This window comes from Paenibacillus sp. Cedars, from assembly GCF_003184205.1.
Lineage (GTDB): Bacteria > Bacillota > Bacilli > Paenibacillales > Paenibacillaceae > Paenibacillus_AQ > Paenibacillus_AQ glucanolyticus.
In genome coordinates this window covers 3702138-3723827 of sequence record NZ_CP020866.1, presented here as the reverse complement: position 1 = coordinate 3723827, position 21690 = coordinate 3702138, and the positions used below count along the sequence as shown (strand labels likewise).

General features: G+C 48.3%; 21 protein-coding genes. 14 read left to right on the top strand and 7 right to left on the bottom strand.

Features of this window, described 5'->3' with window-relative positions; translation table 11 throughout:
• Window positions 1–10: 10 nt before the first annotated feature.
• Complete coding sequence (locus B9D94_RS18805) at window positions 11–394, bottom strand: YhjD family protein (RefSeq protein WP_148247691.1); 384 nt, start codon at window positions 392–394, stop codon at window positions 11–13.
• Window positions 395–977: 583 nt separating this feature from the next.
• Here B9D94_RS18805 and B9D94_RS18800 point away from each other — a divergent pair.
• Window positions 978–1670 (top strand): YitT family protein, encoded by a 693-nt coding sequence (locus B9D94_RS18800; protein ID WP_006209319.1) that lies wholly within the window; start codon window positions 978–980, stop codon window positions 1668–1670.
• 69 nt (window positions 1671–1739) lie between these two features.
• Here the strand turns inward: B9D94_RS18800 and B9D94_RS18795 are convergent, their stop codons facing one another.
• The 3 genes from B9D94_RS18795 to B9D94_RS18785 form a co-directional block, all read right to left on the bottom strand.
• Window positions 1740–1922 (bottom strand): DUF2188 domain-containing protein, encoded by a 183-nt coding sequence (locus B9D94_RS18795; protein ID WP_006209320.1) that lies wholly within the window; start codon window positions 1920–1922, stop codon window positions 1740–1742.
• A 136-nt stretch (window positions 1923–2058) separates the two neighbouring features.
• A complete protein-coding gene (msrA, locus tag B9D94_RS18790; protein WP_040680496.1) occupies window positions 2059–3024 on the bottom strand; it encodes a peptide-methionine (S)-S-oxide reductase MsrA in 966 nt (321 codons plus the stop codon).
• A gap of 86 nt (window positions 3025–3110) precedes the next feature.
• The gene (locus B9D94_RS18785; protein WP_006209322.1) at window positions 3111–3728 is read right to left on the bottom strand and encodes a TVP38/TMEM64 family protein; all 618 of its coding nucleotides are present in this window, start codon (window positions 3726–3728) and stop codon (window positions 3111–3113) included.
• A 516-nt stretch (window positions 3729–4244) separates the two neighbouring features.
• On the opposite strand from B9D94_RS18785, the gene B9D94_RS18780 reads away from it, so the two are divergent.
• Together B9D94_RS18780 and B9D94_RS18775 are read left to right on the top strand one after the other, a co-directional pair.
• The gene (locus B9D94_RS18780) at window positions 4245–4946 is read left to right on the top strand and encodes a TerC family protein (protein ID WP_006209323.1); all 702 of its coding nucleotides are present in this window, start codon (window positions 4245–4247) and stop codon (window positions 4944–4946) included.
• Window positions 4947–5041: 95 nt separating this feature from the next.
• Window positions 5042–5359 (top strand): protein YxiS, encoded by a 318-nt coding sequence (locus B9D94_RS18775; RefSeq protein ID WP_006209324.1) that lies wholly within the window; start codon window positions 5042–5044, stop codon window positions 5357–5359.
• A gap of 101 nt (window positions 5360–5460) precedes the next feature.
• On the opposite strand, the gene B9D94_RS18770 is transcribed toward B9D94_RS18775, so the two are convergent.
• Window positions 5461–6279 (bottom strand): AraC family transcriptional regulator, encoded by an 819-nt coding sequence (locus B9D94_RS18770; protein ID WP_006209325.1) that lies wholly within the window; start codon window positions 6277–6279, stop codon window positions 5461–5463.
• Window positions 6280–6420: 141 nt separating this feature from the next.
• Between B9D94_RS18770 and B9D94_RS18765 the strand changes: the two genes are divergently transcribed.
• The 7 genes from B9D94_RS18765 to B9D94_RS18735 all read left to right on the top strand — a co-directional run bounded on the left by B9D94_RS18765 (window position 6421) and on the right by B9D94_RS18735 (window position 12805).
• A complete protein-coding gene (locus tag B9D94_RS18765) occupies window positions 6421–7521 on the top strand; it encodes a Gfo/Idh/MocA family protein (RefSeq protein ID WP_006209326.1) in 1101 nt (366 codons plus the stop codon).
• A 240-nt stretch (window positions 7522–7761) separates the two neighbouring features.
• A complete protein-coding gene (locus B9D94_RS18760) occupies window positions 7762–8847 on the top strand; it encodes a Gfo/Idh/MocA family protein (protein ID WP_006209327.1) in 1086 nt (361 codons plus the stop codon).
• 49 nt (window positions 8848–8896) lie between these two features.
• A complete protein-coding gene (locus B9D94_RS18755; RefSeq protein ID WP_006209328.1) occupies window positions 8897–9865 on the top strand; it encodes a sugar phosphate isomerase/epimerase family protein in 969 nt (322 codons plus the stop codon).
• Between the two features lie 46 nt (window positions 9866–9911).
• On the top strand, window positions 9912–10634 hold the full coding sequence (locus tag B9D94_RS18750) for a ThuA domain-containing protein (RefSeq protein ID WP_148247690.1): 723 nt from the start codon (window positions 9912–9914) through the stop codon (window positions 10632–10634).
• A 173-nt stretch (window positions 10635–10807) separates the two neighbouring features.
• On the top strand, window positions 10808–11470 hold the full coding sequence (locus B9D94_RS18745) for a uracil-DNA glycosylase (RefSeq protein ID WP_036636718.1): 663 nt from the start codon (window positions 10808–10810) through the stop codon (window positions 11468–11470).
• 156 nt (window positions 11471–11626) lie between these two features.
• Window positions 11627–11947: a winged helix-turn-helix transcriptional regulator gene (locus B9D94_RS18740; protein ID WP_006209331.1), complete on the top strand. Its 321-nt coding sequence runs from the start codon at window positions 11627–11629 to the stop codon at window positions 11945–11947.
• 180 nt (window positions 11948–12127) lie between these two features.
• Window positions 12128–12805 (top strand): hypothetical protein, encoded by a 678-nt coding sequence (locus B9D94_RS18735; protein WP_036636721.1) that lies wholly within the window; start codon window positions 12128–12130, stop codon window positions 12803–12805.
• A 60-nt stretch (window positions 12806–12865) separates the two neighbouring features.
• Here the strand turns inward: B9D94_RS18735 and B9D94_RS18730 are convergent, their stop codons facing one another.
• Together B9D94_RS18730 and B9D94_RS18725 are read right to left on the bottom strand one after the other, a co-directional pair.
• The gene (locus tag B9D94_RS18730; RefSeq protein WP_006209333.1) at window positions 12866–13024 is read right to left on the bottom strand and encodes a hypothetical protein; all 159 of its coding nucleotides are present in this window, start codon (window positions 13022–13024) and stop codon (window positions 12866–12868) included.
• An 89-nt stretch (window positions 13025–13113) separates the two neighbouring features.
• Complete coding sequence (locus B9D94_RS18725; RefSeq protein ID WP_036636723.1) at window positions 13114–13839, bottom strand: Crp/Fnr family transcriptional regulator; 726 nt, start codon at window positions 13837–13839, stop codon at window positions 13114–13116.
• A gap of 276 nt (window positions 13840–14115) precedes the next feature.
• Between B9D94_RS18725 and adhE the strand changes: the two genes are divergently transcribed.
• The 4 genes from adhE (at window position 14116) to B9D94_RS18705 (ending at window position 21627) form a co-directional block, all read left to right on the top strand.
• A complete protein-coding gene (gene adhE / locus B9D94_RS18720; RefSeq protein WP_148247689.1) occupies window positions 14116–16725 on the top strand; it encodes a bifunctional acetaldehyde-CoA/alcohol dehydrogenase in 2610 nt (869 codons plus the stop codon).
• Window positions 16726–17035: 310 nt separating this feature from the next.
• Entirely contained in the window at window positions 17036–19282 is a 2247-nt protein-coding gene (gene pflB, locus B9D94_RS18715; RefSeq protein ID WP_148247688.1) for a formate C-acetyltransferase, read from the top strand.
• A gap of 43 nt (window positions 19283–19325) precedes the next feature.
• The gene (pflA, locus tag B9D94_RS18710) at window positions 19326–20054 is read left to right on the top strand and encodes a pyruvate formate-lyase-activating protein (protein ID WP_063479085.1); all 729 of its coding nucleotides are present in this window, start codon (window positions 19326–19328) and stop codon (window positions 20052–20054) included.
• Between the two features lie 220 nt (window positions 20055–20274).
• Window positions 20275–21627: an ABC transporter substrate-binding protein gene (locus B9D94_RS18705; RefSeq protein ID WP_148247687.1), complete on the top strand. Its 1353-nt coding sequence runs from the start codon at window positions 20275–20277 to the stop codon at window positions 21625–21627.
• The last annotated feature ends 63 nt before the right edge of the window (window positions 21628–21690 follow it).

The window sequence follows — 21690 nt, the reverse complement described above, 5'->3', positions numbered from 1 at the left end:
GTAGTTGGAGCTAGTATGCCGCCAAATCCGTGCCAAGATACGAAACAAGCTGTTCCTTTATTGCTTCCTTGAGAGAGGCCCAGTCGCTGAGCAGCCTGCGTTCATATCCGCGGCATAGATACAGCACCTGCACCCCATCTTCTGCGGTAAGGCTCTGGTTCTGAATCCGGATACCGCGCTGCCTCATCTGCTGCTGAACCGACCAGGCATGATCAGAATTCCCTTTTTGCATGTATTGCAAATTTAAAATGTAGAGGTCTGCCATTTTGAGACTAAGGGTCTTCAGGATTTGAATGTCCCGCTTAAGAAGCGATTGGAGCAGGTTGTACAGGAGATAGTCTCTGATCAATGCTTCGTCTTCTTCAGAGGGCAGTGGAGGAGTTGAAGGCTTCATAAGTAACACTTCCTCATAAATGAAATACGTATAAGAACATATGTTCTAATATACACATCGTATTCGAGGATTATGCTTCGCGCAATGTATAATTTTTGGTATGTTCACGATATAGGCGTACATATCATGAATAGAGTGGATGGATATTCAACTTGAGTGTGCAATTATGTTGATGTTCATGTAATCCATGGTAAGCCGATGTTTAGGCAGAGCGTATCTTCCTGGGGGTGATGATGTACCGCATCACACAAGTGTTCATCCAGTAAATTCCAATGAGTACCGATGGCTGTTTAGCTAGCCTGCAATCTGTGTTATAATAATGTTAGCAGTTAACTATAACGAGAAAGAAAGGATCAGGATACCATGTGTCCCCGAAGGACGAATCCCCAAAGGACGATTTGGAAACGATATGATCTCTCATACACATAGCTTCCTTCGTAGAGCGAAGTCGGACGTCTGAAGACAAGGACGGTCTCTCACGAAAGGATGGGAACTATGGTTCGAAGGATGAGCTCCTCCAGGTTTCCTCAGTGTAGAGATTGGCCTATGTCTGACCAATCTACTACGACAAGAGGGATCCTGTATGAGGAAAAGACAAAACACAATTATCACCATGTCGGCGATGTTGTTCGGAACGTTTTTAATGGCTTTTACGTATTATCACATTAATTTTCACAATCATTTAACCGAAGGCGGCTTTGTTGGCCTTGCGCTGCTCGGCAAATATGCACTCGATATTCCGCCGGCATTAAGTATGATCCTGATGGACATACCGGTACTGCTCGTTGCCTTGTTTATCAAAGGCCGGAAGTTTATTTTCAATACGGTTGTTGCAGCGAGTATGTTCACTGTGTTTTACGCATTAATAGAGCGGTATTCTACGCTCGTGATTGATTTGGGCCATAATTTACTGGCAGCCGCGCTGCTGTCTGGTTTATTAACAGGCTTTGGAGCCGGTATTGTGCTCCGATTCGGTGGGGCAACAGGTGGAGACGATGTGATCTCCGTGCTCTTCAGCGAGTGGAGCGGGCTTAAGGTAGGGACGGTGTTTTTCCTGATGGATGCCGTAGTACTGCTATTATCGCTATTCTACATGCCATTGGTTGAGACTTTATACACCATATTAGCCGTATCGATTGCCGGACAAGTGATCACGATCACAGTTACGTACGGTACCGAGAAAACGGAAAAGAAACCTTTTCGGAAGGCGGTCCGTGCCCCAAGCACTCCGGTTACTCCGAAGGCAGCACAGCATACCGTTAGCGGCCGTTCATAATACGGTCCCATTAAGAGAAGCTCACCCGCATCAGGGTGAGCTTCTTTAGTATGCGGTCAGGGATGGATGTTACTTCCCCTCTTTGGGGTGATTTTCGTCCCACTCCTGCGCTTTGGCGGTGGCGATTGCGATGGCCCGACCTTCATCGTAGTCTTCCTCCAGTAAGGCATTGGCTATTTCCACCGCTTTATTCCTCACACGGGGCTCCAGATTTTTCATCGATGGCGGATAATCATTTTTGCTCCAAGGCATATTGCGATCCCTCCATTTCATTGGATTCAGTATGTACTGTATTATTACCCTGTCCTATAAAAATGAATAAACACTCTAACTCCATAAAAAAAGTACATTGTCCGTTGATTGGACAATGTACTTTGGATGTTCCTGTTTATTCAAACAGCTGCAAATATTCGCCGTAGCCTTCCTGCAACATGTCTTGCTTCGGAACAAAACGCAGTGCCGCTGAATTGATGCAGTAACGAAGTCCATTGGGTCCAGGGCCGTCGTCGAATACATGACCGAGGTGTGAGTCGCCTTTTTTGCTTCTCACCTCGGTGCGGACCATCATATGGGTGAGATCCATTTTTTCCTTGATGTTATATTCGCGAATCGGACGGGTGAAACTTGGCCATCCGCAGCCGGCATCATACTTGTCCGTAGAACTGAAGAGCGGCTCGCCCGACACGATGTCTACATAGATTCCTTCTCCGTGATGGTCCCAGAATTCGTTGTGGAACGGAGGTTCGGTCGCATTATTCTGAGTTACTTCGTATTGTATCGGCGTAAGACGCTGTTTCAGATCCTCGGTATCGACGGGATCGGACCAGTGCTGGTCAATGAAGTCTTCGCGGCCGGATCCTTTGCGGTAGCGTTTGTAGTGGCCCGGATTTTTCTTGTGATAATCCTGATGGTATTCTTCGGCTGCATAGAAGGTGCTGGCCGGAATAATCGGCGTTACAATCGGTCCATCAAATCGTCCGCTGGCCGCTACAGCCTGCTTCGACTGCTCTGCCAGTTCTCGCTGTTCTTCTGTATGATAGAAAATAGCGGTCCGATACGACAAGCCGCGGTCATGAAATTGTCCGCCCTCATCGGTAGGATCGATTTGCTGCCAGAAGAGTTCAAGCAGCTTCTCGTATGGGAACACTTCCGGGTTGTAGGTGATTTGCACGGCCTCATAATGGCCTGTTGTATCAGAGCACACCTCTTCATAGGTCGGATTTTCCTTATGTCCGCCCGTATAGCCGGATACAACATTCAAAATGCCGGGCAGCTCATCAAAGGGAGAGACCATACACCAGAAGCAGCCTCCCGCAAAGGTAGCCAATTCGCTTGGGTTTGAACGATTACTCATATATTATCCCTCCGTCGTAATAACAATATAAATGTAAGTCTTATTATTATTATAATCATTTTTGGTTGGCGAAACCAAAATATTGCTCAATCTTCATGTTTCCTTGCCTTCAGGCGGCGGAATATCGCCAGGCCTAGAGCGGTTACCAGCATGAGTCCTGCAGCAATGGCAGCGAATATTGCCGGATGCTCGGCAAGTCCGCTGCCCATCCAAGCGTACAGGAGAATCGCAGGGATTTTACCGATGGCGGAAGCAGCTGTATATGTCCAGAAGGGAATGGAGGCCACCCCTGCATAGATATTGACGGCCATCTGCGGTATGACGGGCAGCAGCCGTGCGAGCAATATGGCTTGAAACGGACGGCGTTCCACCGCTGTGGTAAACATTTCTGCAGCCGCATATTTCCCCAGCAAGCGCCTGCCGTTCTCCTTGTACAGTGCGCGAACTGCCGCATACAGGAGAATGGCGGCTACCGTTGTGCCGAACCAAGAAATAGCTGCAGCCCAGATCGTGCCGTAAGCGTATCCGAGTACAGCGATTACGACTTTGTAGGGTGCAATGGGGAACAGGGCCAGCAGCGTGGCCAGCATCACCATCAGGAAGAGCGAGGGTTCTCCTCGAAGCCAGTCCATGATTTCTGCTCTGTATGTAAAACCTAATGCCAGGACGGCAGCATAAATTGCCGGTATAAACCATCGTTTCATTATGTCTCCTCGCTTTGCATGATAAAGCTGAATAGCATAATAATAGCAAAAAAGCGGGAATTCTGCCCGATTTTCGGTGCGGAGAGACTATGACTTTATGGAAAAAATTGAATATACAAGCGATTTTCCATATGTTATAATATGTAAAATTGAATATCCCAAAGGGGAGTAGCTTTATAAGAAAACCTATATCGTGGCCTTTTTCAAGGATGAGTGACCGCGATTCAAGATTTGGTTTTCTTGCGATATAGGGTTTAGTCAGCTCTGCTGATTACTCATAAGTTCTATATCATAAATAAAGTCGTCATGACGGGACTAATCATCCCCGGCTTTATTGGCAACGAATTTGTTGTTTAGCGAGACCTTTGCCTGATTTATTTATGAATGAGGTGAAGGTCTCTTTTTGCGTTCAAAAAACGCTGTAGACCTTATAAATTAAGGTAACAGCATTTTTTTTGGATGGAGGGCATTCGCAGGTGGAAACCTAAAAGAAATCAAAGAAAGGGTGGGAGAAGCATGGATTTGATGTCGGTGGAATTTTGGACGGCACTGCTGTCGATTATCCTCATTGACCTGGTGCTGGCAGGCGATAATGCCATTGTTATCGGACTTGCGGCTCGTAATGTCCAGAAAGAAGACCAGAGGAAGGTTATCCTGTGGGGTACCGTTGGTGCGATTGTCATTCGGATTGTGGCTACACTTCTCGTTGTACAGCTCCTAATGATTCCCGGCTTGCGCCTGATCGGCGGCATTGCGCTGCTGTGGATCGCTTACAAGCTGCTGGTGGATGAGAAACAGCATGAAATATCTGCCGGCAACCAAATGTGGGCAGCAATCCGTACGATCATTATCGCGGACGCCATGATGGGACTCGATAATGTCCTTGCGGTAGCCGGAGCAGCGGGTGAAAGCTTCATGCTCGTCATTATCGGACTTGCAATTTCTGTTCCCATTATGGTGTGGGGCAGTACCATTATCCTGAAGCTGACAGATCGCTTTCCAATCATTATTACCATCGGTGCAGCGGTGCTTGCATGGACAGCATCGAAGATGATCGTAGCAGAGCCCATGATTCATGACTGGTTCTCAAATGACTTTCTGAAGTACGGTTTTGAAATTCTGGTCATCGCCATTATCATTGGTGTTGGAACTTGGATGAAGAAGAAGAATGAGGACAAAGCGAAGAGGAATCCGGTCCATGTAAAGATGGTCGATTAGCTTTGGTTTTGTATAGGGTGCAATAAGCGGTATAATATCTTCATGGACGAAAGGAACGACAAAGAAGTTCCCATCGCATGAGGAGGAGTTATTACATGGAGTCAGCAGCCGGAAAATCCATGGAAGAACGGATTGCGGAATCGTACCGCCAGGATGAGGATATGATGATCCTCGTATTTGCCCAGTGGTGCGTGAATCACGGTCTGGATCCAGCCGAACTTTACCGCAAAGCATATCCGAGTCAGCCCGCCAACGATCAGTTGACCCGGGTTCTGGCATTAACGGTGCCTAAGGAAGAAGCGGGTGAGATACCGGATCAGACCCTGCTTGGAGTGCTGTCATTATTCGGAAACGAGGATTTGGCGATCGTTGTCTCTGAGGCAGTAGCCACATTTGGTGCCGATAAGAAGTAAGCGTGAACTCATGGCATATCTTACATGTGATCTTAGGCAAAAGCGGGTCTATCAAGGAGAAAACCTTGGTCGACCCGCTTTTTTATGGTCAGAATGGCTCATTAATTTGACGTTCGGCTGGCCATCCGGAATTGTTTAGGCGAAACACCGAATCGCGAACGGAAAACACGGTGAAAATAAGTGTAGTTGGCAAAGCCGGAGGTTTCGGCTACATCCTCCAGCGAAAGAGGACTGAACACAATCCGTTCCTTGGCCATGCTCAGACGCACGTCCATGGTGTATTGCATGATGGTTGTACCGAATGCCTCCTTGAACAGATGAACCGCACGGGAGACGCTGATCCCGACATGGGCGGCAACATCCTCCAGCTTGAACATCGAGGAGGCATTCTCTTCAATATAATTCTTCATGCGATAAGCAAGATACGTCTTGGGCGTCGTCGAAGGCTGCTCCGACAGCAGACGGTCCACTTCGAGGCACAGAATGCGCACTGTATAATCGGAGATTTCCGGATAAGGATCGGATACGCGCCGCTGCTCCAGCAGGATTTGCCTGAACAGACCCAGGTAGCGTTCTTCGAGCGGAACACGGATTTTGGTGGGCCGTTTCTTCGAATTCCACCATGCATCAGCCCAAGGCCCTTTGAAAAAAATATGATAATCCCCGCTTTCAATGGTTAACTCTCCCAAAGCGTTGTATTCATCATCAATTCGGAGCTCGTATGGCTGTCCGGGAGTGAAAATCAACAGATCTCCGGCCTCAACGAGCGATAGTTTATCATCGATTTTCGCGCGGCATTTTCCGTCGGTCTGCCATCGCATTAAGTAGGTATCAAAACCGTCCGCCAGGGACATCTTGAAAGGTTTGCGGTGAAAAGAGAAATCTGCTGCTACGACTTGGTTGGAAAGATTTGAATCCATTGCTAAAGTCCCCTTTGAAGAATAAGAAAATAATGACCAGATTGTTCATGTTTTAATCATATTCTTCATTTTAAACGAAAGCATAAAAGAATACCATTGTACTAGTCTAGAGCACATCTAAACACTCAAGGAGTGACAGCGATGAAAAAAATGAAAGCAGGTATAATTGGCTGCGGAAACATCAGCGGCATATACTTCACGAACTTAAAGAACAGCCCTTGGGTTGAAATCGTGGCATGTGCTGACCTTATTATCGAAAACGCGAAAGCGAAAGCTGATGAGTTCAACATCCCGAACGTGTATACCGTTGAGGAGATGCTCGCACAGACTGATATTGAGTTCATTATTAATTTGACCATTCCGTCAAGCCACGCCAATGTTGATATTGCCTCCCTGGAAGCAGGTAAGCATGTTTACAGTGAAAAGCCGCTGGCTATTACCCTTGATGAAGGCCGCCGTGTGCTGAATCTTGCGGATCAAAAAGGCCTTCGTGTCGGCTGCGCACCCGATACTTTTCTGGGATCCGGTGTACAAACGGCTAAAGCGGCCATTGAATCCGGCCTGATTGGCAGGCCTATCGCTGCTACGGCATTCATGATGGGTTCCGGTCCGGAGGCCTGGCATCCGAATCCTGAATTTTTCTACGCGTCGGGTGGAGGACCCATGATGGACATGGGGCCTTATTATGTATCGGCCTTGGTTGAGCTGCTGGGTCCTGCAAGCCGGATCAGCGCATCCACAGGCATTCAGATTCCCGACCGCGTTGTCGGCTCCGGCCCGCTGGAGGGAAAACCGATAACAGTGCAAACACCGACGCATTTAGCCGGAACGATGGATTTTGAGAACGGTGCCATTGCGACCATGATTACAAGTTTTGATATCTTCGGCGGTTCTGGACTGCCATGGCTTGAAATCTACGGTACCCAGGGAAGTCTTAGTTTGGGTGATCCCAATTTCTTCAATGGAGAGGTAAAGCTTCGTAAACCAGGCTCCGAAGAGTGGGAATTGCTGGATCCTGTATTTGAATGCGGCAAGAATGAGCGGGGTCTGGGCATTGATGACATGATTCAATCGATCCATGAGCAGAAGGACCACCGCGTCAGCGCTCGCTTGGCTTATCATGTGCTGGAGATCATGCAGTCATTTCAGCAGTCGTCGCTTGAAGGCAGACATATTGTTCTGCAAAGCACATACCGTTATGGCAGACTTCCATCGCCGCAGCAGGCAGAATCTGCTGAATAAATGGCACTGTGAGTGACTGAATGGCGAGCAGGCAGGTCCTGGTTTTCTCGTATGTATCCATGAGCCTTTAGCGAACTGGCAGCCCGGCTTCTATTCTTGTAAACTGGTTATGAAGTACTTGCAAACCAGCTTCTGACGGATTTGGCAGGAATGAACTCTTGGCAGCAATCCGCATGAAAGCGTTGCAATAATATTTGGAGTGTATCCAAAATTAACAGATGCGTATGGGAGGAAATGGACATGTCGAAAACATTGAAGATCGGAATCATCGGTTGCGGGGGAATTGCCAACGGCAAGCATATGCCAAGCCTGAAGAAGCAGGCACAGGCAGAAATGGTAGCTTTCTGCGACATCGTAGAAGAGCGTGCGCAAAAAGCAGCCGATGAGTACGGAGTCGAAGGTGCCAAAGTATATACGGACTTCAGAGAGCTGCTTCAAGACGGCAGTATTGATGTCATCCATGTATGTACGCCAAACGATTCCCACTCTGAAATTACGGTAGCCTCTTTGGAAGCCGGTAAGCACGTTATGTGCGAAAAGCCAATGGCCAAGACGGTATCTGAAGCCAAGGCGATGCTGGACGCTGCAGAGCGTACCGGAAAAAAACTTACCATCGGTTACAATAACCGTTTCCGTGACGATAGCATGTATTTGAAAGGAATCTGTGAAGAAGGCGAGCTCGGCGAGATTTATTACGGTAAAGCACTTGCCATCCGCCGCCGTGCCGTTCCGACTTGGGGCGTATTCCTTGATGAAGAGAAGCAGGGCGGAGGACCGCTGATCGATATCGGTACCCACGCGCTGGACTTGACGCTGTGGCTGATGGACAACTACAAGCCGAAGAGTGTGCTTGGATCAACCTTCCATAAGCTGGGACATCGTGAGAATGCTGCGAATGCGTTCGGTCCTTGGGATCCGAAGGAATTCAAGGTGGAGGATTCAGCGTTCGGATTCATCACCATGGAGAACGGTGCAACGATTGTTCTGGAATCCAGCTGGGCGCTTAACGTTGTTGAGACTGGCGAAGCCAAGGCCGTTCTGGCAGGTACTGAAGGCGGAGCTGACATGAAGGACGGTCTGCGCATTAACGGGGAGAAAATGAGCAGACTGTATGAAACCAAAGTGGATCTGAATGCTGGCGGTGTGGCGTTCTACTCCGGTTCCAAGGAAAGCGACGCAGACCGCGAGGCAAGAATGTGGATTGAAGCCATTATTGAAGATAAAGACCCTGTTGTTAAGCCGGAACAGGCTTTTGTGGTAACGCAGATTCTGGAAGCGATCTATGAATCAGCCAAGACAGGAAAAGCCGTTTATTTCGATAATTAAGAACCTGACAAGAAATACAAATACAAAATGAAAAACCAGGAGGTACACAATGAAATTAGGCGTATTTATGGTATTGCTGAGCGGACGTAAGCTGGAGGATGCTTTGGATTATGTGGCATCCAAGGGTCTTAAAGCGGTTGAGATTGGAACTGGCGGTTACCCGGGCAATGCACATTGCAACCCTGCAGAGCTGCTTGAAAATGAAACAGCACTGAAAAACTTCAAGAACGCGGTAGAGTCCCGCGGGTTGATCATTAGCGCACTGAGCTGTCACGGCAATCCGCTCCACCCGCAAAAGGCAATCGCTAAAGAGTTCCACGATGTGTATGTAAAAACGGTAGAGCTTGCAGAGAAGCTGGAAGTGCCTGTCGTTAATACTTTCTCCGGTTGCCCGGGCGATCATGAGGATGCTAAATATCCGAACTGGCCGGTAGCACCTTGGCCTAACGACTACCAAGAGATTCTGACTTGGCAGTGGGACAACAAGGTCATTCCTTATTGGACCGAGTGGGGTAAATTCGCCGCTGACCGTAACGTTAAAATCGGTCTTGAGCTGCACGGCGGCTTCTCGGTTCATACGCCAGGCACACTTCTCAGACTGCGTGAAGCAGCGGGTGAAGTCATTGGTGCGAACCTTGACCCGAGCCACATGTGGTGGCAAGGAATTGATCCTGTTCAAGCGATTCAAATTCTGGGCCGCGAGGGAGCTATTCATCACTTCCATGCGAAGGATACAAGCATCGATCCGATTAACGTGAACAAGCACGGTCTGACCGATATGCAGTCTTATGAAAAAATGCTGGACCGTGCATGGCAGTTCCGCAGCGTTGGTTATGGACACGATGTGAAGGAATGGGCAGACATGATGAGTGCTCTGCGTCTGGTTGGATATGACTATGTAGTAAGTATTGAACATGAAGATGGACTGATGTCCATCGAAGAAGGCTTCTCCAAAGCGGTGCAAAACCTTCAGCAAGTGCTGATCGAAGAGCCGCTCGGAGAAATGTGGTGGGTCTAAAATCTTAGGGCAACCTAGCGAATACGCAATTAGGGGGAACAGCAACATGCTTAATGTAACCATATGGAATGAGTTCGTACACGAGAAGATCCATGATGAGGTTCGGAGTGTATATCCGACAGGGATTCACACAGCCCTGGCGGAGGGTCTGCATAATCCGGATTTCATCATCAGAACGGCAACGCTGGATCAGCCAGAGCACGGGTTGACTGAGGATGTACTGGATTCGACTGATGTGCTGCTGTGGTGGGGGCATATGGCTCATGACCAGGTTAGTGACGAGATCGTCAGCAAAGTCGTTAAGCGCGTGCTGGACGGTATGGGTCTGATCGTTCTTCATTCGGGGCATTTTTCCAAACCGTTCAAAGCGTTGATGGGAACGAGCTGTGATTTGAAATGGCGCGAAGCCGGCGAGCAGGAAATTATCTGGAGTGTAAATCCAACGCATCCGATTGCGGCGGGAATTACGGGTCCTATCATGATCGAGCATGAGGAAATGTACGGGGAGTTCTTTGATATTCCAGCCCCGGATGAGCTGGTATTTGTCAGCAATTTCGAAGGCGGCGAAGTTTTCCGCAGCGGCTGTACGTTCAAGCGCGGTCATGGGAACATTTTCTACTTCCGTCCGGGACACGAGACCTATCCAACTTACTACAATCTCGAAGTACTGAAAGTGATAACCAACGCTATCAACTGGGCTCATTCAACTGCAGGTAAGCAAACATTCGGCAACAGCCAGCCTGTTCGTGCGCTTCCAGTACTAGTCTAAGCCTTTTATACAAGCGTACTTAAGTAAACACAACGACGAGTCGTTCAAGGATCTGTCCTTGTTCGGCTCGTTTTCCAGTTGCGGCGGCAGAATCGTAAATTTTTTTGGAGGCTAGGGATAGAATATACGTAAGTATGGGGTATTGTATGTTATACAAGAAGGGGGCTGTACGCATGAATGAAGTACAAAGCGCACCTGTCGATCCCACCATTATCGCCATATGCCAGGCCAGGCTGGCTCATCAACCTGTTGAGGGTTTTCTGCTGGGGAGAGGAACAAGCTCCGCAGCCGTGATGTTTGTTGGAGAAGCGCCCGGGGCCCATGAGGTTTTGGAAGGAAGACCTTTTGTAGGGCAGGCCGGTCAGGAGATGAATGCTTATCTGGAGCGACTGAACTTGACGCGGGAGCAAGTGTATATTACCAGTGCCATGAGAAGCAGGCCCTATAAGGAGAAGGTGATCGTGAGGGCGTCCGGTGAGAACATCATCAGCCGTTCGAACCGTACACCCACCAAAGCGGAAATTTTGGCGCATGCGCCCTTGCTGGATGAAGAGATCAGATGGGTCCAGCCGAAGATCATCGCTCCCATGGGAAATACCGCGCTGCATCGGCTGATCGGAAGCCATGAAACGGTGACATCGCTGCATGGAAAGCTGATCGAGGGACCTGTACAACAGGCGATTAGCCTGGAGGATGCTTCGGCTGGATATAGGTTCTCAACCGAAACCTATATGATTTTTCCTCTGTTCCATCCAGCTGCGGTACTGTATAATAGGAAATTATCCCGTTTGATCGAGTCCGATTTGGATATATTGGCTCGGATGATTTCAGGATAAGTGCTGATTTTCTGGGAAAAAGGGGCTAGGTGGTTTTCAGCTTCTCGAAAATATGCTAAAATGAAACATACTTACAATTCGTAAGTTTTGCAAGAATTATGGTTTAGTTTATTGAGTTTCTATAAACAAGGTGACTTCGTAAAGAGGTGAAGAGATATGGAAGTTACAAATGTTACGATGTGTCCCCGTTTTGAATCTGCGTTTTCTTTTCTGGGCAAACGGTGGAACGGTTTGATTATTCAGACATTGATGAGCGGGCCTAAGCGCTTTAAGGATATTTCCAATTTGATTCCGTCCATGAGTGACAAAATGCTCTCGGAGCGGATGAAGGATTTGGAGTGCGAAGGCATATTGATTCGTCATGTCTATCCGGAAACGCCGGTACGTATCGAATATGAACTAACTGAAAAAGGGAATGCACTTCGTCCGGTAATGGAACAAGTGGCTTCCTGGGCAGAGCAATGGGTCGAAAGATGAGTCATCTTAAGATCCCCGTTGACGATTAAACCCTGGCATGAGACAACTCATTTCAGGGTTTTTTTTCAAAATTTGAAGTATGATTTTTTTACAATGAAGCAAGATATGTGGACATGCACCAATCCGATGCACCTGCTATATGATGTATATAACCCAGCGGTAAATCAAGGAGGCGAGCCCATGATCAAGCGAACGTATATCTCCCATTTTCATTATGGACAAGAGGATATCTCAGAACTTGAAAACGCTTCAATGCAAGTCCTTCATATTTTTGAGAAGACCAAGCGGATGCTGAGTCAGTATTTGCCCGAGCCGCTGTGGTTGGCTTTATCCGGAACAAGCCCAGAATCGGCGGATGCCGCCAGCCGGAATTGCAGCGATGTGAACGACATGTTTCAGAAATGGGTGAAGGGTCCCCGTGGATGGAAATTCATCGGTTATGAAACGGATAAATCAAAAACAACCGGCGGGCAGGATAAGGGGCGTCTGGGCAGATTTCTGCAGATGATAATCTGGTCCCATTATGAGAAGATTGCAATGCTCCATCCATTTCTCGGCAGTGAGCCGTTTTTTGACGGGGAGGAGCTGGATGTGATTGCTGCTTATTTTGTGCCGACGTACATCAGTGCCGAACCCTTGTTGCAGCAAGGGAAGACGTTCAAGGCTATTCAAGGTGGCGTCATTTTGTATCAGGAACATATTCAGGCACCGGCTGTCATTATGCAATCGGGCAGTGACTGGCTGGAGGGAAACTGGATGACGGGTGTGGATCTGGATGCGAAGGGGTTTGCCGGGATCCGGCCTTATCTGAAAGTGCCAAGCGGAGAACGAGCCTATATGGAGGCTCAGATCATATAACATAGATAAACACACCCTCTAGAGGAAGGTGTGTTTATGACGTGCAGTCTTTCCAATCGTTTACCGGTGTTCCACCAGGTCAATCGCACCAAGCACAAGATGAGCCAGTCCGAAGCCGAGAATACCGGTTGCGGCAAGTTTATACTTGCTGCTAAGCAGAGCGGCACCCGAAGCAGAAACCACAGTTCCAAGAACAGCAGGAATCAAACCTTCACGCATGCTGAGCACTCCCTTTAATTTTGGTTTGGAAAGACAAGGTTTATTGTGGTCAAAAGGCTGTATATTATGCACAGCGAGACGCAGTGACATTAAATCCGGCAAATTTCGAGCGGACACATCTCGCAATGGCATATTTCCTGCAGCATCGGCAGATCCTTGATGACAATCATACCACCGGCATATTCAATGGCGTCTTTTTTACGGAGATCACTCAGCATCCGGTTCACGCTTTCGCGGGTTGCCCCAATCATGTTCGAGAGATCGGTGTGGGTAATCTTCTTATTAATGAGAATGGTATCATCTGCCTGATGCTGACCGTACGTATTGCTCAGACGAATCAGCGTCGAGGTTAATGCACCCGGCTTGCCGTACATCATAAGATCACGGAATTTGGTCTGGGTGATCCGGTGGTGAATGCCCATCCACTTCATAAAATCAATGGCAAAATCACAATGCTGACAGATCAGCATTTCCAAATCCTTATGCTCGATAACCCCGACCACACTATCCTCAAGCACCTCTGCCGAGAAGCTGTGATTGGTGCTGAAGAATGGATCGGCCTGACCGACCATATCCCCTGGATGATACATATATAGAATAAGCTCTTTGCCTTCATCAGTCGATTTAGTTAACTTAATTCTTCCTTGTTTCACGAAGTACAACTTGTCGGCGAAGTCACCTTCCCAGAACAAATGGGAGCCTTCAGGGAGTACTCTTTCCTTCATGGTGACCAGCAGACGGTTGCGGTTTTGTTCCGAGAAGCACTGGGTGTTCCCTAGGTTTTCGATTTCCATTACATTGTCTACAGTTTTCATGTTGGTATCCCCTAACATCCTAAAATTTGATCTGTTTAATCTTTAAATACATTATAACGTGAAAACATTCACTTGTGGGGCGGAACAAGAGGGAAATGATGGCGAATTTTCAAACTTTGTGATCTCTTTCACTTGAAATAGGGCGAAGACAGGTATAAATCACACAGAAAAGATAAATTTTAATATTGTGAAATATTTCACATGATTTTAGAAATGGCTGTGATACGATCAAACCGTAGAAGAGAAAGAATCATGAACCATGGGAGGATGAGAGATATGGCTGTGAGTAAAGGAACGAGCGAAGTAAAGGGACAGACAGCAGGGGAGTACATTCAAGGTCTGATTGACAAAGCGAACCGGGCGAAAGAAAAGTTTATGGAATTGAATCAGGAGCAAATTGACGGGATTGTGCAGGCGATGGCCATCGCAGGCCTTGATAAGCATATGCAGCTGGCAAAAATGGCTGTAGAAGAAACTGGCCGCGGTGTATATGAGGATAAAATTATCAAAAACTTGTTTGCCACAGAGTACATCCACAACAGCATCAAGTATGACAAAACGGTGGGTGTCATTGAGGATAACGCTTTTGACAGCTTTCAAAAAATTGCGGAGCCGATCGGGATCATCATGGGGATTACCCCGGTAACCAATCCCACCTCCACAACAATTTTTAAGGCACTGATCTCCATCAAAACAAGAAACCCGATCATTTTCGGATTCCATCCATCCGCACAGGCATGCAGCAGGGAAGCTGCCCTGATATTGCGGGATGCTGCTGTTGCTCAAGGTGCTCCGGCCGATTGCATTCAGTGGATCGAGGCTCCTTCCATGGATAAAACCAATACACTGATGAACCATCCTGATGTTGCCTGCATTCTGGCTACCGGCGGATCCGCGATGGTAAAGGCAGCCTACAGCTGCGGTAAACCTGCGCTTGGTGTAGGACCCGGCAATGTGCCTTGCTTCATTGAAAAGAGTGCAGATCTGGATCAGGCGGTAAATGACCTGATTCTGTCCAAGACCTTTGATAACGGTATGATATGTGCTTCTGAACAGGCAGTCATTATAGAGGAGCCTATCTATACGGCAGTGAAGAAAAAAATGATGGCCAGCGGCTGTTATTTCGTAAACAGGGAGGAACTGGCGAAGCTGACTGCACACGCGATGGTATCGGAGAAATGTGCGGTTAATCCGTCAATCGTCGGACAGCCGGCATTCAAGATTGCCGAGGCCTGCGGCTTTGAAGTGCCGGAGAGCACCAAAATTCTGGTCGCCGAGCTGGAGGGAGTAGGTCCTGCATATCCACTGTCTGCCGAGAAGCTCAGTCCGGTTCTGGCCTGCTATAAAGTGAAAAATGCAGAGGAAGGAATTACGCGCGCGGAAGAAATGGTAGCATTTGGCGGTATGGGCCACTCGTCGGTCATCCACTCGCACAATGAGGAAATCATCATGAAATTCTCGGACCGGATGAAGACCTGCCGTATTCTGGTGAACCAGCCATCCTCGCAAGGCGGGATTGGTGACATCTACAACACGAACCTGCCATCGTTGACGCTGGGCTGCGGTTCGTATGGCCGTAACTCTACCTCGTCGAACGTAACAGCCGTCAACCTCATCAACGTGAAAAGGGTGAACCGCAGAACCGTGAATATGCAGTGGTTTAAAGTGCCGGATAAAATCTATTTTGAAAAAGGATCCACGCAGTATCTTGCCAAAATGCCCGATATTACCCGGGTTGCTATCGTAACCGATCCGATGATGGTGAAGCTTGGCTACGTAGAGCGGGTAGAGCACTATCTGCGTCAGCGCAGAGTGCCGGTTGCTATCGAGGTGTTCTCGGAGGTTGAGCCGGATCCTTCCACAACGACGGTAGAACGCGGATCGGAGATGCTGAAGCGATTCCAGCCGGACTGCATCATTGCCCTCGGCGGCGGTTCGCCGATGGATGCAGCAAAAGCGATGTGGCTGTTCTATGAATACCCGGATACGGACTTCAATAATCTGAAGCAAAAATTTATGGATATCCGCAAACGGGTCTATAAATATCCGAAGCTTGGACAGAAGGCAAAATTCGTTGCCATTCCAACCACCTCGGGAACGGGCTCGGAAGTGACCTCGTTTGCGGTCATTACGGATAAAGTGCTGGGGAATACCAAGTACCCGCTGGCTGACTATGAGCTGACCCCGGATGTTGCGATTATCGATCCGGAATTTGTATACACCCTGCCAAAAACAGCGGTAGCGGATACCGGGATGGACGTTTTGACACATGCCATCGAGGCGTACGTATCGGTCATGGCTAACGATTTCACGGATGGTTTGGCAATCAAGGCCATACAGCTGGTGTTCCAGTATCTTGAGCAATCGGCGCTTACCGGCGACAAGCTGGCCAGAGAGAAAATGCATAATGCTTCGACGCTTGCCGGCATGGCCTTCGCGAATGCATTCCTTGGCATCAACCATAGCCTTGCGCATAAATGGGGCGGCCAGTATCACACAGCTCACGGGCGAACCAATGCAATCCTGCTGCCGCACGTCATCCGTTACAATGCCAAGAAGCCAACCAAATTTGCCGCTTGGCCTAAATACACTCACTTTGTAGCCGATGAGAGATATGCAGAAATTGCAAGGATTCTGGGCTTGTCTGCAAGAACGACGGAAGAGGGCGTCAACAGTTTGATCGGTGCAATCCGAGAGCTGAACAAGAAGCTGGGCATCGAAGAGTCGTTCCAGCAGCTGGGAATCGATCCTCAAGATTTTGAGAAACGTGTTGAGCATTTGGCGGACCGGGCCTTTGAAGACCAGTGCACTACGAGCAATCCAAAGCTGCCGCTTGTCACAGAGCTTGCGGAAGTATACCGCAACACGTTCTACGGCCGCTTTTAAATCCAAGAAATACAAGAGACGGGTTGTGGACTGCGGACTGCATAACAGAAGCGGGCGGGTAAAACAGAGTGATAAAAATCACGGGAAAAGATAAGTTTGTGATTTTTATCACAGATGCTGAGAATAAACAGGATTACAATAAAAGTGTAGAAGAAAGCTGAATCTCAGGTCTGTGATATAGAAGCTTGAAGGTACACGGCGGGGTCGAGGCAGCATTGATCGTGAAAATAATCACATTAAGATCTGAGATGGATCAATGTGTGACTCCGCCTGTGCGGCAAGCTGCAGCATAATCTAGGAGGGATTCAATATGTCGGTGATTGAAAAAGAAGTGGGCTGGAAAGGTTTTAAATCAGGTAAATGGAACAAGCGGATTGACGTTAATGATTTTATTGCAGAGAACATAACACCTTATTATGGCTCTGATGATTTTTTGGCAGGACCAACGGACAACACGAAGGCACTCTGGGATATCGTATCGGATTTAACCAAAAAAGAACGGGATAACGGCGGGGTGCTGGATGTCGATGTGAATACGCCTTCCACGATTGTGTCCCATCAACCTGGCTATTTGGATAAGGAGAAGGAACAGATCGTCGGCGTACAGACGGATGAGCCGTTCAAGCGTTCGATACAACCGTTCGGCGGAATCCGAATGATGATTGATGCTTGCAACGCATATGGTTTTGAAATGCCGCAAGCGGTAGTGGACATCTTCTCAGGCATACGCAAAACACATAACCAGGGCGTGTTTGATGCCTATACCTCGGAGATGAGGGCAGCCCGTAAGGCAGGGATTATTACAGGTCTTCCCGATGCTTATGGCCGTGGTCGTATTATTGGCGATTATCGCAGAATCTCCTTGTATGGTGTAGATGTCTTGATCCAGGATAAATTGCGAGAGCTGAGCGAGCTTGAGGTTGATGCGATGGATGAGCCGGTGATCCGATTGCGGGAAGAATTGTCCGAGCAAATCCATGCACTCAAGGAATTGAAGGAAATGGCGGGCATGCACGGCTTTGACATTTCGAAGCCTGCGAATACGGCGAAGGAAGCATTCCAATGGCTGTATTTTGGTTATTTAGCTGCTATCAAGGAACAGAATGGCGCAGCCATGTCGCTTGGCCGGGTATCTACTTTCCTCGATATCTACATCCAGCGTGATCTGGCTGAAGGCAAGCTGACGGAAGAGACTGCACAGGAGCTGGTTGACCATTTTGTCATGAAACTACGGATCGTGAAGTTCCTGCGTACACCGGACTACAATGAACTGTTCAGCGGTGATCCAACATGGGTCACAGAATCGATTGGCGGTATGTCGTTAAATGGGGGAACAAGAGTAACCAAGAACAGCTTCCGTTTCCTGCATACGTTGTACAATTTGGGCCCTGCCCCGGAACCGAACTTGACGGTATTATGGTCTGAGAAACTGCCCGAAGGCTTCAAGAAATACTGCTCGAAGGTATCGATCGAAACCAGCTCGATCCAATATGAGAACGATGATCTCATGCGTCCGATTTACGGAGACGATTACGGGATTGCCTGCTGCGTATCCGCTATGCGCATCGGGAAACAGATGCAGTTCTTCGGAGCCAGAGCCAACCTAGCCAAAGCGCTCCTGTATGCGATCAACGGCGGGAAGGATGAGAAATCCGGCGCCCAGGTTGGTCCGGAATACCCCGCTATTACGGCAGAGGTTCTGAGTTATGACGAGGTCATGAAGCGATTCAAGCCGATGATGGAATGGCTTGCAAAGCTGTATATGAACACACTGAACGTGATCCACTATATGCATGATAAATACAGCTACGAACGGATTGAAATGGCGCTTCATGATCGGGATATTCTGCGGACGATGGCATGCGGTATAGCGGGCCTGTCCGTAGCGGCGGATTCGCTGAGTGCAATCAAGCATGCACAGGTGAAGCCTGTACGCAATGAGCAAGGGATTGCAGTTGATTTTGAAATAGAAGGCGACTTTCCGTGCTACGGTAACAACGACGATCGGGTTGACGACATCGCCGTAGAACTCGTTGAAGCCTTCATGAGCATGATTCGCAAACACAAGGCATACCGCGATGCGATGCCGACCCAATCGGTGCTGACCATTACGTCCAATGTCGTATACGGCAAGAAAACGGGAACCACACCGGATGGCCGCAAGGCGGGCGAGCCGTTTGCGCCGGGTGCGAACCCTATGCACGGACGCGATAAGAAGGGTGCCCTCGCTTCATTGACTTCCGTGGCCAAGCTGCCTTATGAGGACAGCCTTGACGGGATATCGAATACATTCTCGATTGTACCGAAAGCCCTCGGGAAGGAAAGCGAGATTCGCGTGAACAATCTGGTTGCGATGCTGGATGGATATTTTGGAAGCAAGGCTCATCATCTGAACGTGAACGTGTTTGACCGGGAGCAGCTGATGGATGCGATGGAACATCCGGAGAATTATCCGCAGTTAACGATCCGGGTATCCGGGTATGCGGTCAATTTTGTCAAACTGACACGCGAACAGCAGCTCGACGTGATCAATCGTACCTTCCACGGTACGATGTAAGAATGGAAAGTAACAACAGCGGATACAGAAAGGATGACGCCCTATGCTTAAAGGTCATATACACTCCATAGAAACGTTCGGAACGGTGGACGGTCCAGGTATCCGCTTTGTACTCTTCATGCAGGGATGTCTGCTGAAGTGTCAATATTGCCACAATCCGGATACGTGGGGATTGCATGAAGGACAGGAAATGACGGTAGAGGATGTGCTGGCTCAGATTGAGCCTTATCTAAGTTACTATCGTTCTTCCGGTGGAGGGCTGACCGTATCCGGAGGCGAGCCGACACTGCAGTATCCTTTTGTAACCGAGCTGTTTAAGGAAGTAAAGCGCCGCTGGAATCTGCACACAACCCTTGACAGCAACGGTTATAATGAGCCGGAGAAAATATCGGAGCTGCTGGAGCATACCGACTTGGTTCTGCTCGATCTGAAGCATATCAACGATGAGAAGCATATCAAGCTGACCGGGAAGTCGAATGAGAGGACGCTGAAGACCGCCCGCTGGCTGTCCCACCATGGTCGAAAAATGTGGGTCCGGCACGTATATGTGCCGGGTATCCATGACAGCGAACACGACCTGAGGGCGCTCGGTCAATTTATTCGCACTTTACAAGGCGTTGATAAATTCGAAATTCTGCCCTACCATCAGATGGGTGTGTACAAATGGAAGGAACTCGGAATGGCATATCCGCTAGAAGGAGTTCCGTCACCGTCAGAGGAAGAAATCGCACGCGCTTATCAGTTGATTGGCGAAGCAGCCGAGCAAAAATAATCGGTGGCGAACTAATTTTGTTGTATTATACTGAACATAATATGTTATTATTTTTAACAATAACCTTTCCTCATTATGGAAGGGTTATTGTTTTTTGTGGAGGATTTTATCCCTTAGATAGAAAAATATCGACCTATCGAAAAGTGGAATCGCTTTCTATAATGAAGATGTAAGGAAAACGCCTATCAAATATACAAATACTTCGGGAGGGTCAAAGACAATGAAGAAAAAGGGTCTGGCATTATTAATGTCGCTTCTGTTCGTCTCGTCCGCACTTTTGTCCGCATGCGGTGACAACGGAGCAGAGAAACCATCAGGTGGTACGGAAGGCGCGGCCAGCAATGAACCGTTTGAAATTACAATTCGCCATACGCAGGTAGGTGAATCCAAGAAGTTCCGTCTTGCATTGCTGAACGATGTGGTCAGCAAAACCGAAGAAGCTGTACCCGGGCTTAAAATCAAGCTGGACGCAGTAGACTCCGAAGTGAACCGTAAAGAGAAATTAAGAGGCGAGATGGCCGCAGGTAAGCCGCCGGAAGTATTCGATGTGTTCGGAAGCCCGGACGCAGGCGTATATTCCAAAGAAGGCTTGATGCTTGATTTAACCCCTATTTTGGAAGAACTAGGCATTAAAGACAAATTTACAACACTGGATCCATTCACGCATGAAGGCAAGATTTACGGATTGCCAATCGGCGGCTCCATTGAAGGGATTTTCTATAACAAGGATTACTTTGCACAGAAAGGTCTGACCGTGCCGAAAACTTTGGCGCAGCTGGAGCAAATTGCGGAAACAATCAAAGCCGACGGAAAAATTCCGTTTGCACAATCCTCCAAGGACGCATGGATTCCGCTCATGACCACGAATAATCTGTGGAGCTATTATGCAGGAGCGGAAGTTACGTATGGCTTTAAGACCGGAGAAACCAAATGGACCGATCCGAAAGTCGTAGAAGGCGTGAAGAAACATCAGGAATGGGTTGAAAAGGGTTACTTCAAAAAAGGCGAGCTCGGTTTCGAGTATGCGGACATGAGAAACCAGATCATCTCCGGCGAAGCTATGATGATGATGGACGGATCGTGGGCTAACTCCGTATTCAGAGATCCGGCTCAAGCAGGCGATATGGTAGGCAAGATCGGATACTTTAACCTGCCTCCGGTTAATGAAGGCGATCCTGTGATTGTCATGCAGGATGCTAATAATGGATACGGTTTCTCTGCTTCGGTGGCTGAGGATCCTCGTAAACTTCAAGCGGTTAAAGAATTCATCAAAAATATGTGGACAGATGAAATGCAGCTTCGCGGTCTGAAAGAAGACGGCGTGCTGCCGGCGATGAAGATGGATCTGGCAACCATGAACTCCACTTCGGACGATCCGCTCATGCAGGATATTTTCAAAGGGGTAAGTGAAATCAAATATTCCTTCCCTGCCTTTGATGCACTTGTTCAAGCAGACGTGAATACGGCACTGAGCATGGGGATTCAACAGGTCATCGGCGGCGAGCTTGATGCCGAGAAGATGCTGGAGAATGTTCAAGCAGCACAAGAAGCGGCTAACGCTGCAGAGGAATAAATAATCAAGATTAGACGTTAAAGGGCACCACCCGCTGCTAGACATGGGGGTGCCCTTTCGTCT

Coding starts and splice junctions, on each gene's coding strand:
- B9D94_RS18760 (WP_006209327.1), top strand. CDS start 7,762: ATGTCGAAAACATTGAAGATCGGAATCATCGGTTGCGGGGGAATTGCC.
- B9D94_RS18780 (WP_006209323.1), top strand. CDS start 4,245: ATGGATTTGATGTCGGTGGAATTTTGGACGGCACTGCTGTCGATTATC.
- adhE (WP_148247689.1), top strand. CDS start 14,116: ATGGCTGTGAGTAAAGGAACGAGCGAAGTAAAGGGACAGACAGCAGGG.
- pflA (WP_063479085.1), top strand. CDS start 19,326: ATGCTTAAAGGTCATATACACTCCATAGAAACGTTCGGAACGGTGGAC.
- B9D94_RS18745 (WP_036636718.1), top strand. CDS start 10,808: ATGAATGAAGTACAAAGCGCACCTGTCGATCCCACCATTATCGCCATA.
- B9D94_RS18795 (WP_006209320.1), bottom strand. CDS start 1,922: ATGCCTTGGAGCAAAAATGATTATCCGCCATCGATGAAAAATCTGGAG.
- B9D94_RS18765 (WP_006209326.1), top strand. CDS start 6,421: ATGAAAAAAATGAAAGCAGGTATAATTGGCTGCGGAAACATCAGCGGC.
- B9D94_RS18750 (WP_148247690.1), top strand. CDS start 9,912: ATGCTTAATGTAACCATATGGAATGAGTTCGTACACGAGAAGATCCAT.
- pflB (WP_148247688.1), top strand. CDS start 17,036: ATGTCGGTGATTGAAAAAGAAGTGGGCTGGAAAGGTTTTAAATCAGGT.
- B9D94_RS18735 (WP_036636721.1), top strand. CDS start 12,128: ATGATCAAGCGAACGTATATCTCCCATTTTCATTATGGACAAGAGGAT.
- B9D94_RS18775 (WP_006209324.1), top strand. CDS start 5,042: ATGGAGTCAGCAGCCGGAAAATCCATGGAAGAACGGATTGCGGAATCG.
- msrA (WP_040680496.1), bottom strand. CDS start 3,024: ATGAGTAATCGTTCAAACCCAAGCGAATTGGCTACCTTTGCGGGAGGC.
- B9D94_RS18755 (WP_006209328.1), top strand. CDS start 8,897: ATGAAATTAGGCGTATTTATGGTATTGCTGAGCGGACGTAAGCTGGAG.
- B9D94_RS18740 (WP_006209331.1), top strand. CDS start 11,627: ATGGAAGTTACAAATGTTACGATGTGTCCCCGTTTTGAATCTGCGTTT.
- B9D94_RS18785 (WP_006209322.1), bottom strand. CDS start 3,728: ATGAAACGATGGTTTATACCGGCAATTTATGCTGCCGTCCTGGCATTA.
- B9D94_RS18770 (WP_006209325.1), bottom strand. CDS start 6,279: ATGGATTCAAATCTTTCCAACCAAGTCGTAGCAGCAGATTTCTCTTTT.
- B9D94_RS18730 (WP_006209333.1), bottom strand. CDS start 13,024: ATGCGTGAAGGTTTGATTCCTGCTGTTCTTGGAACTGTGGTTTCTGCT.
- B9D94_RS18705 (WP_148247687.1), top strand. CDS start 20,275: ATGAAGAAAAAGGGTCTGGCATTATTAATGTCGCTTCTGTTCGTCTCG.
- B9D94_RS18805 (WP_148247691.1), bottom strand. CDS start 394: ATGAAGCCTTCAACTCCTCCACTGCCCTCTGAAGAAGACGAAGCATTG.
- B9D94_RS18725 (WP_036636723.1), bottom strand. CDS start 13,839: ATGAAAACTGTAGACAATGTAATGGAAATCGAAAACCTAGGGAACACC.
- B9D94_RS18800 (WP_006209319.1), top strand. CDS start 978: ATGAGGAAAAGACAAAACACAATTATCACCATGTCGGCGATGTTGTTC.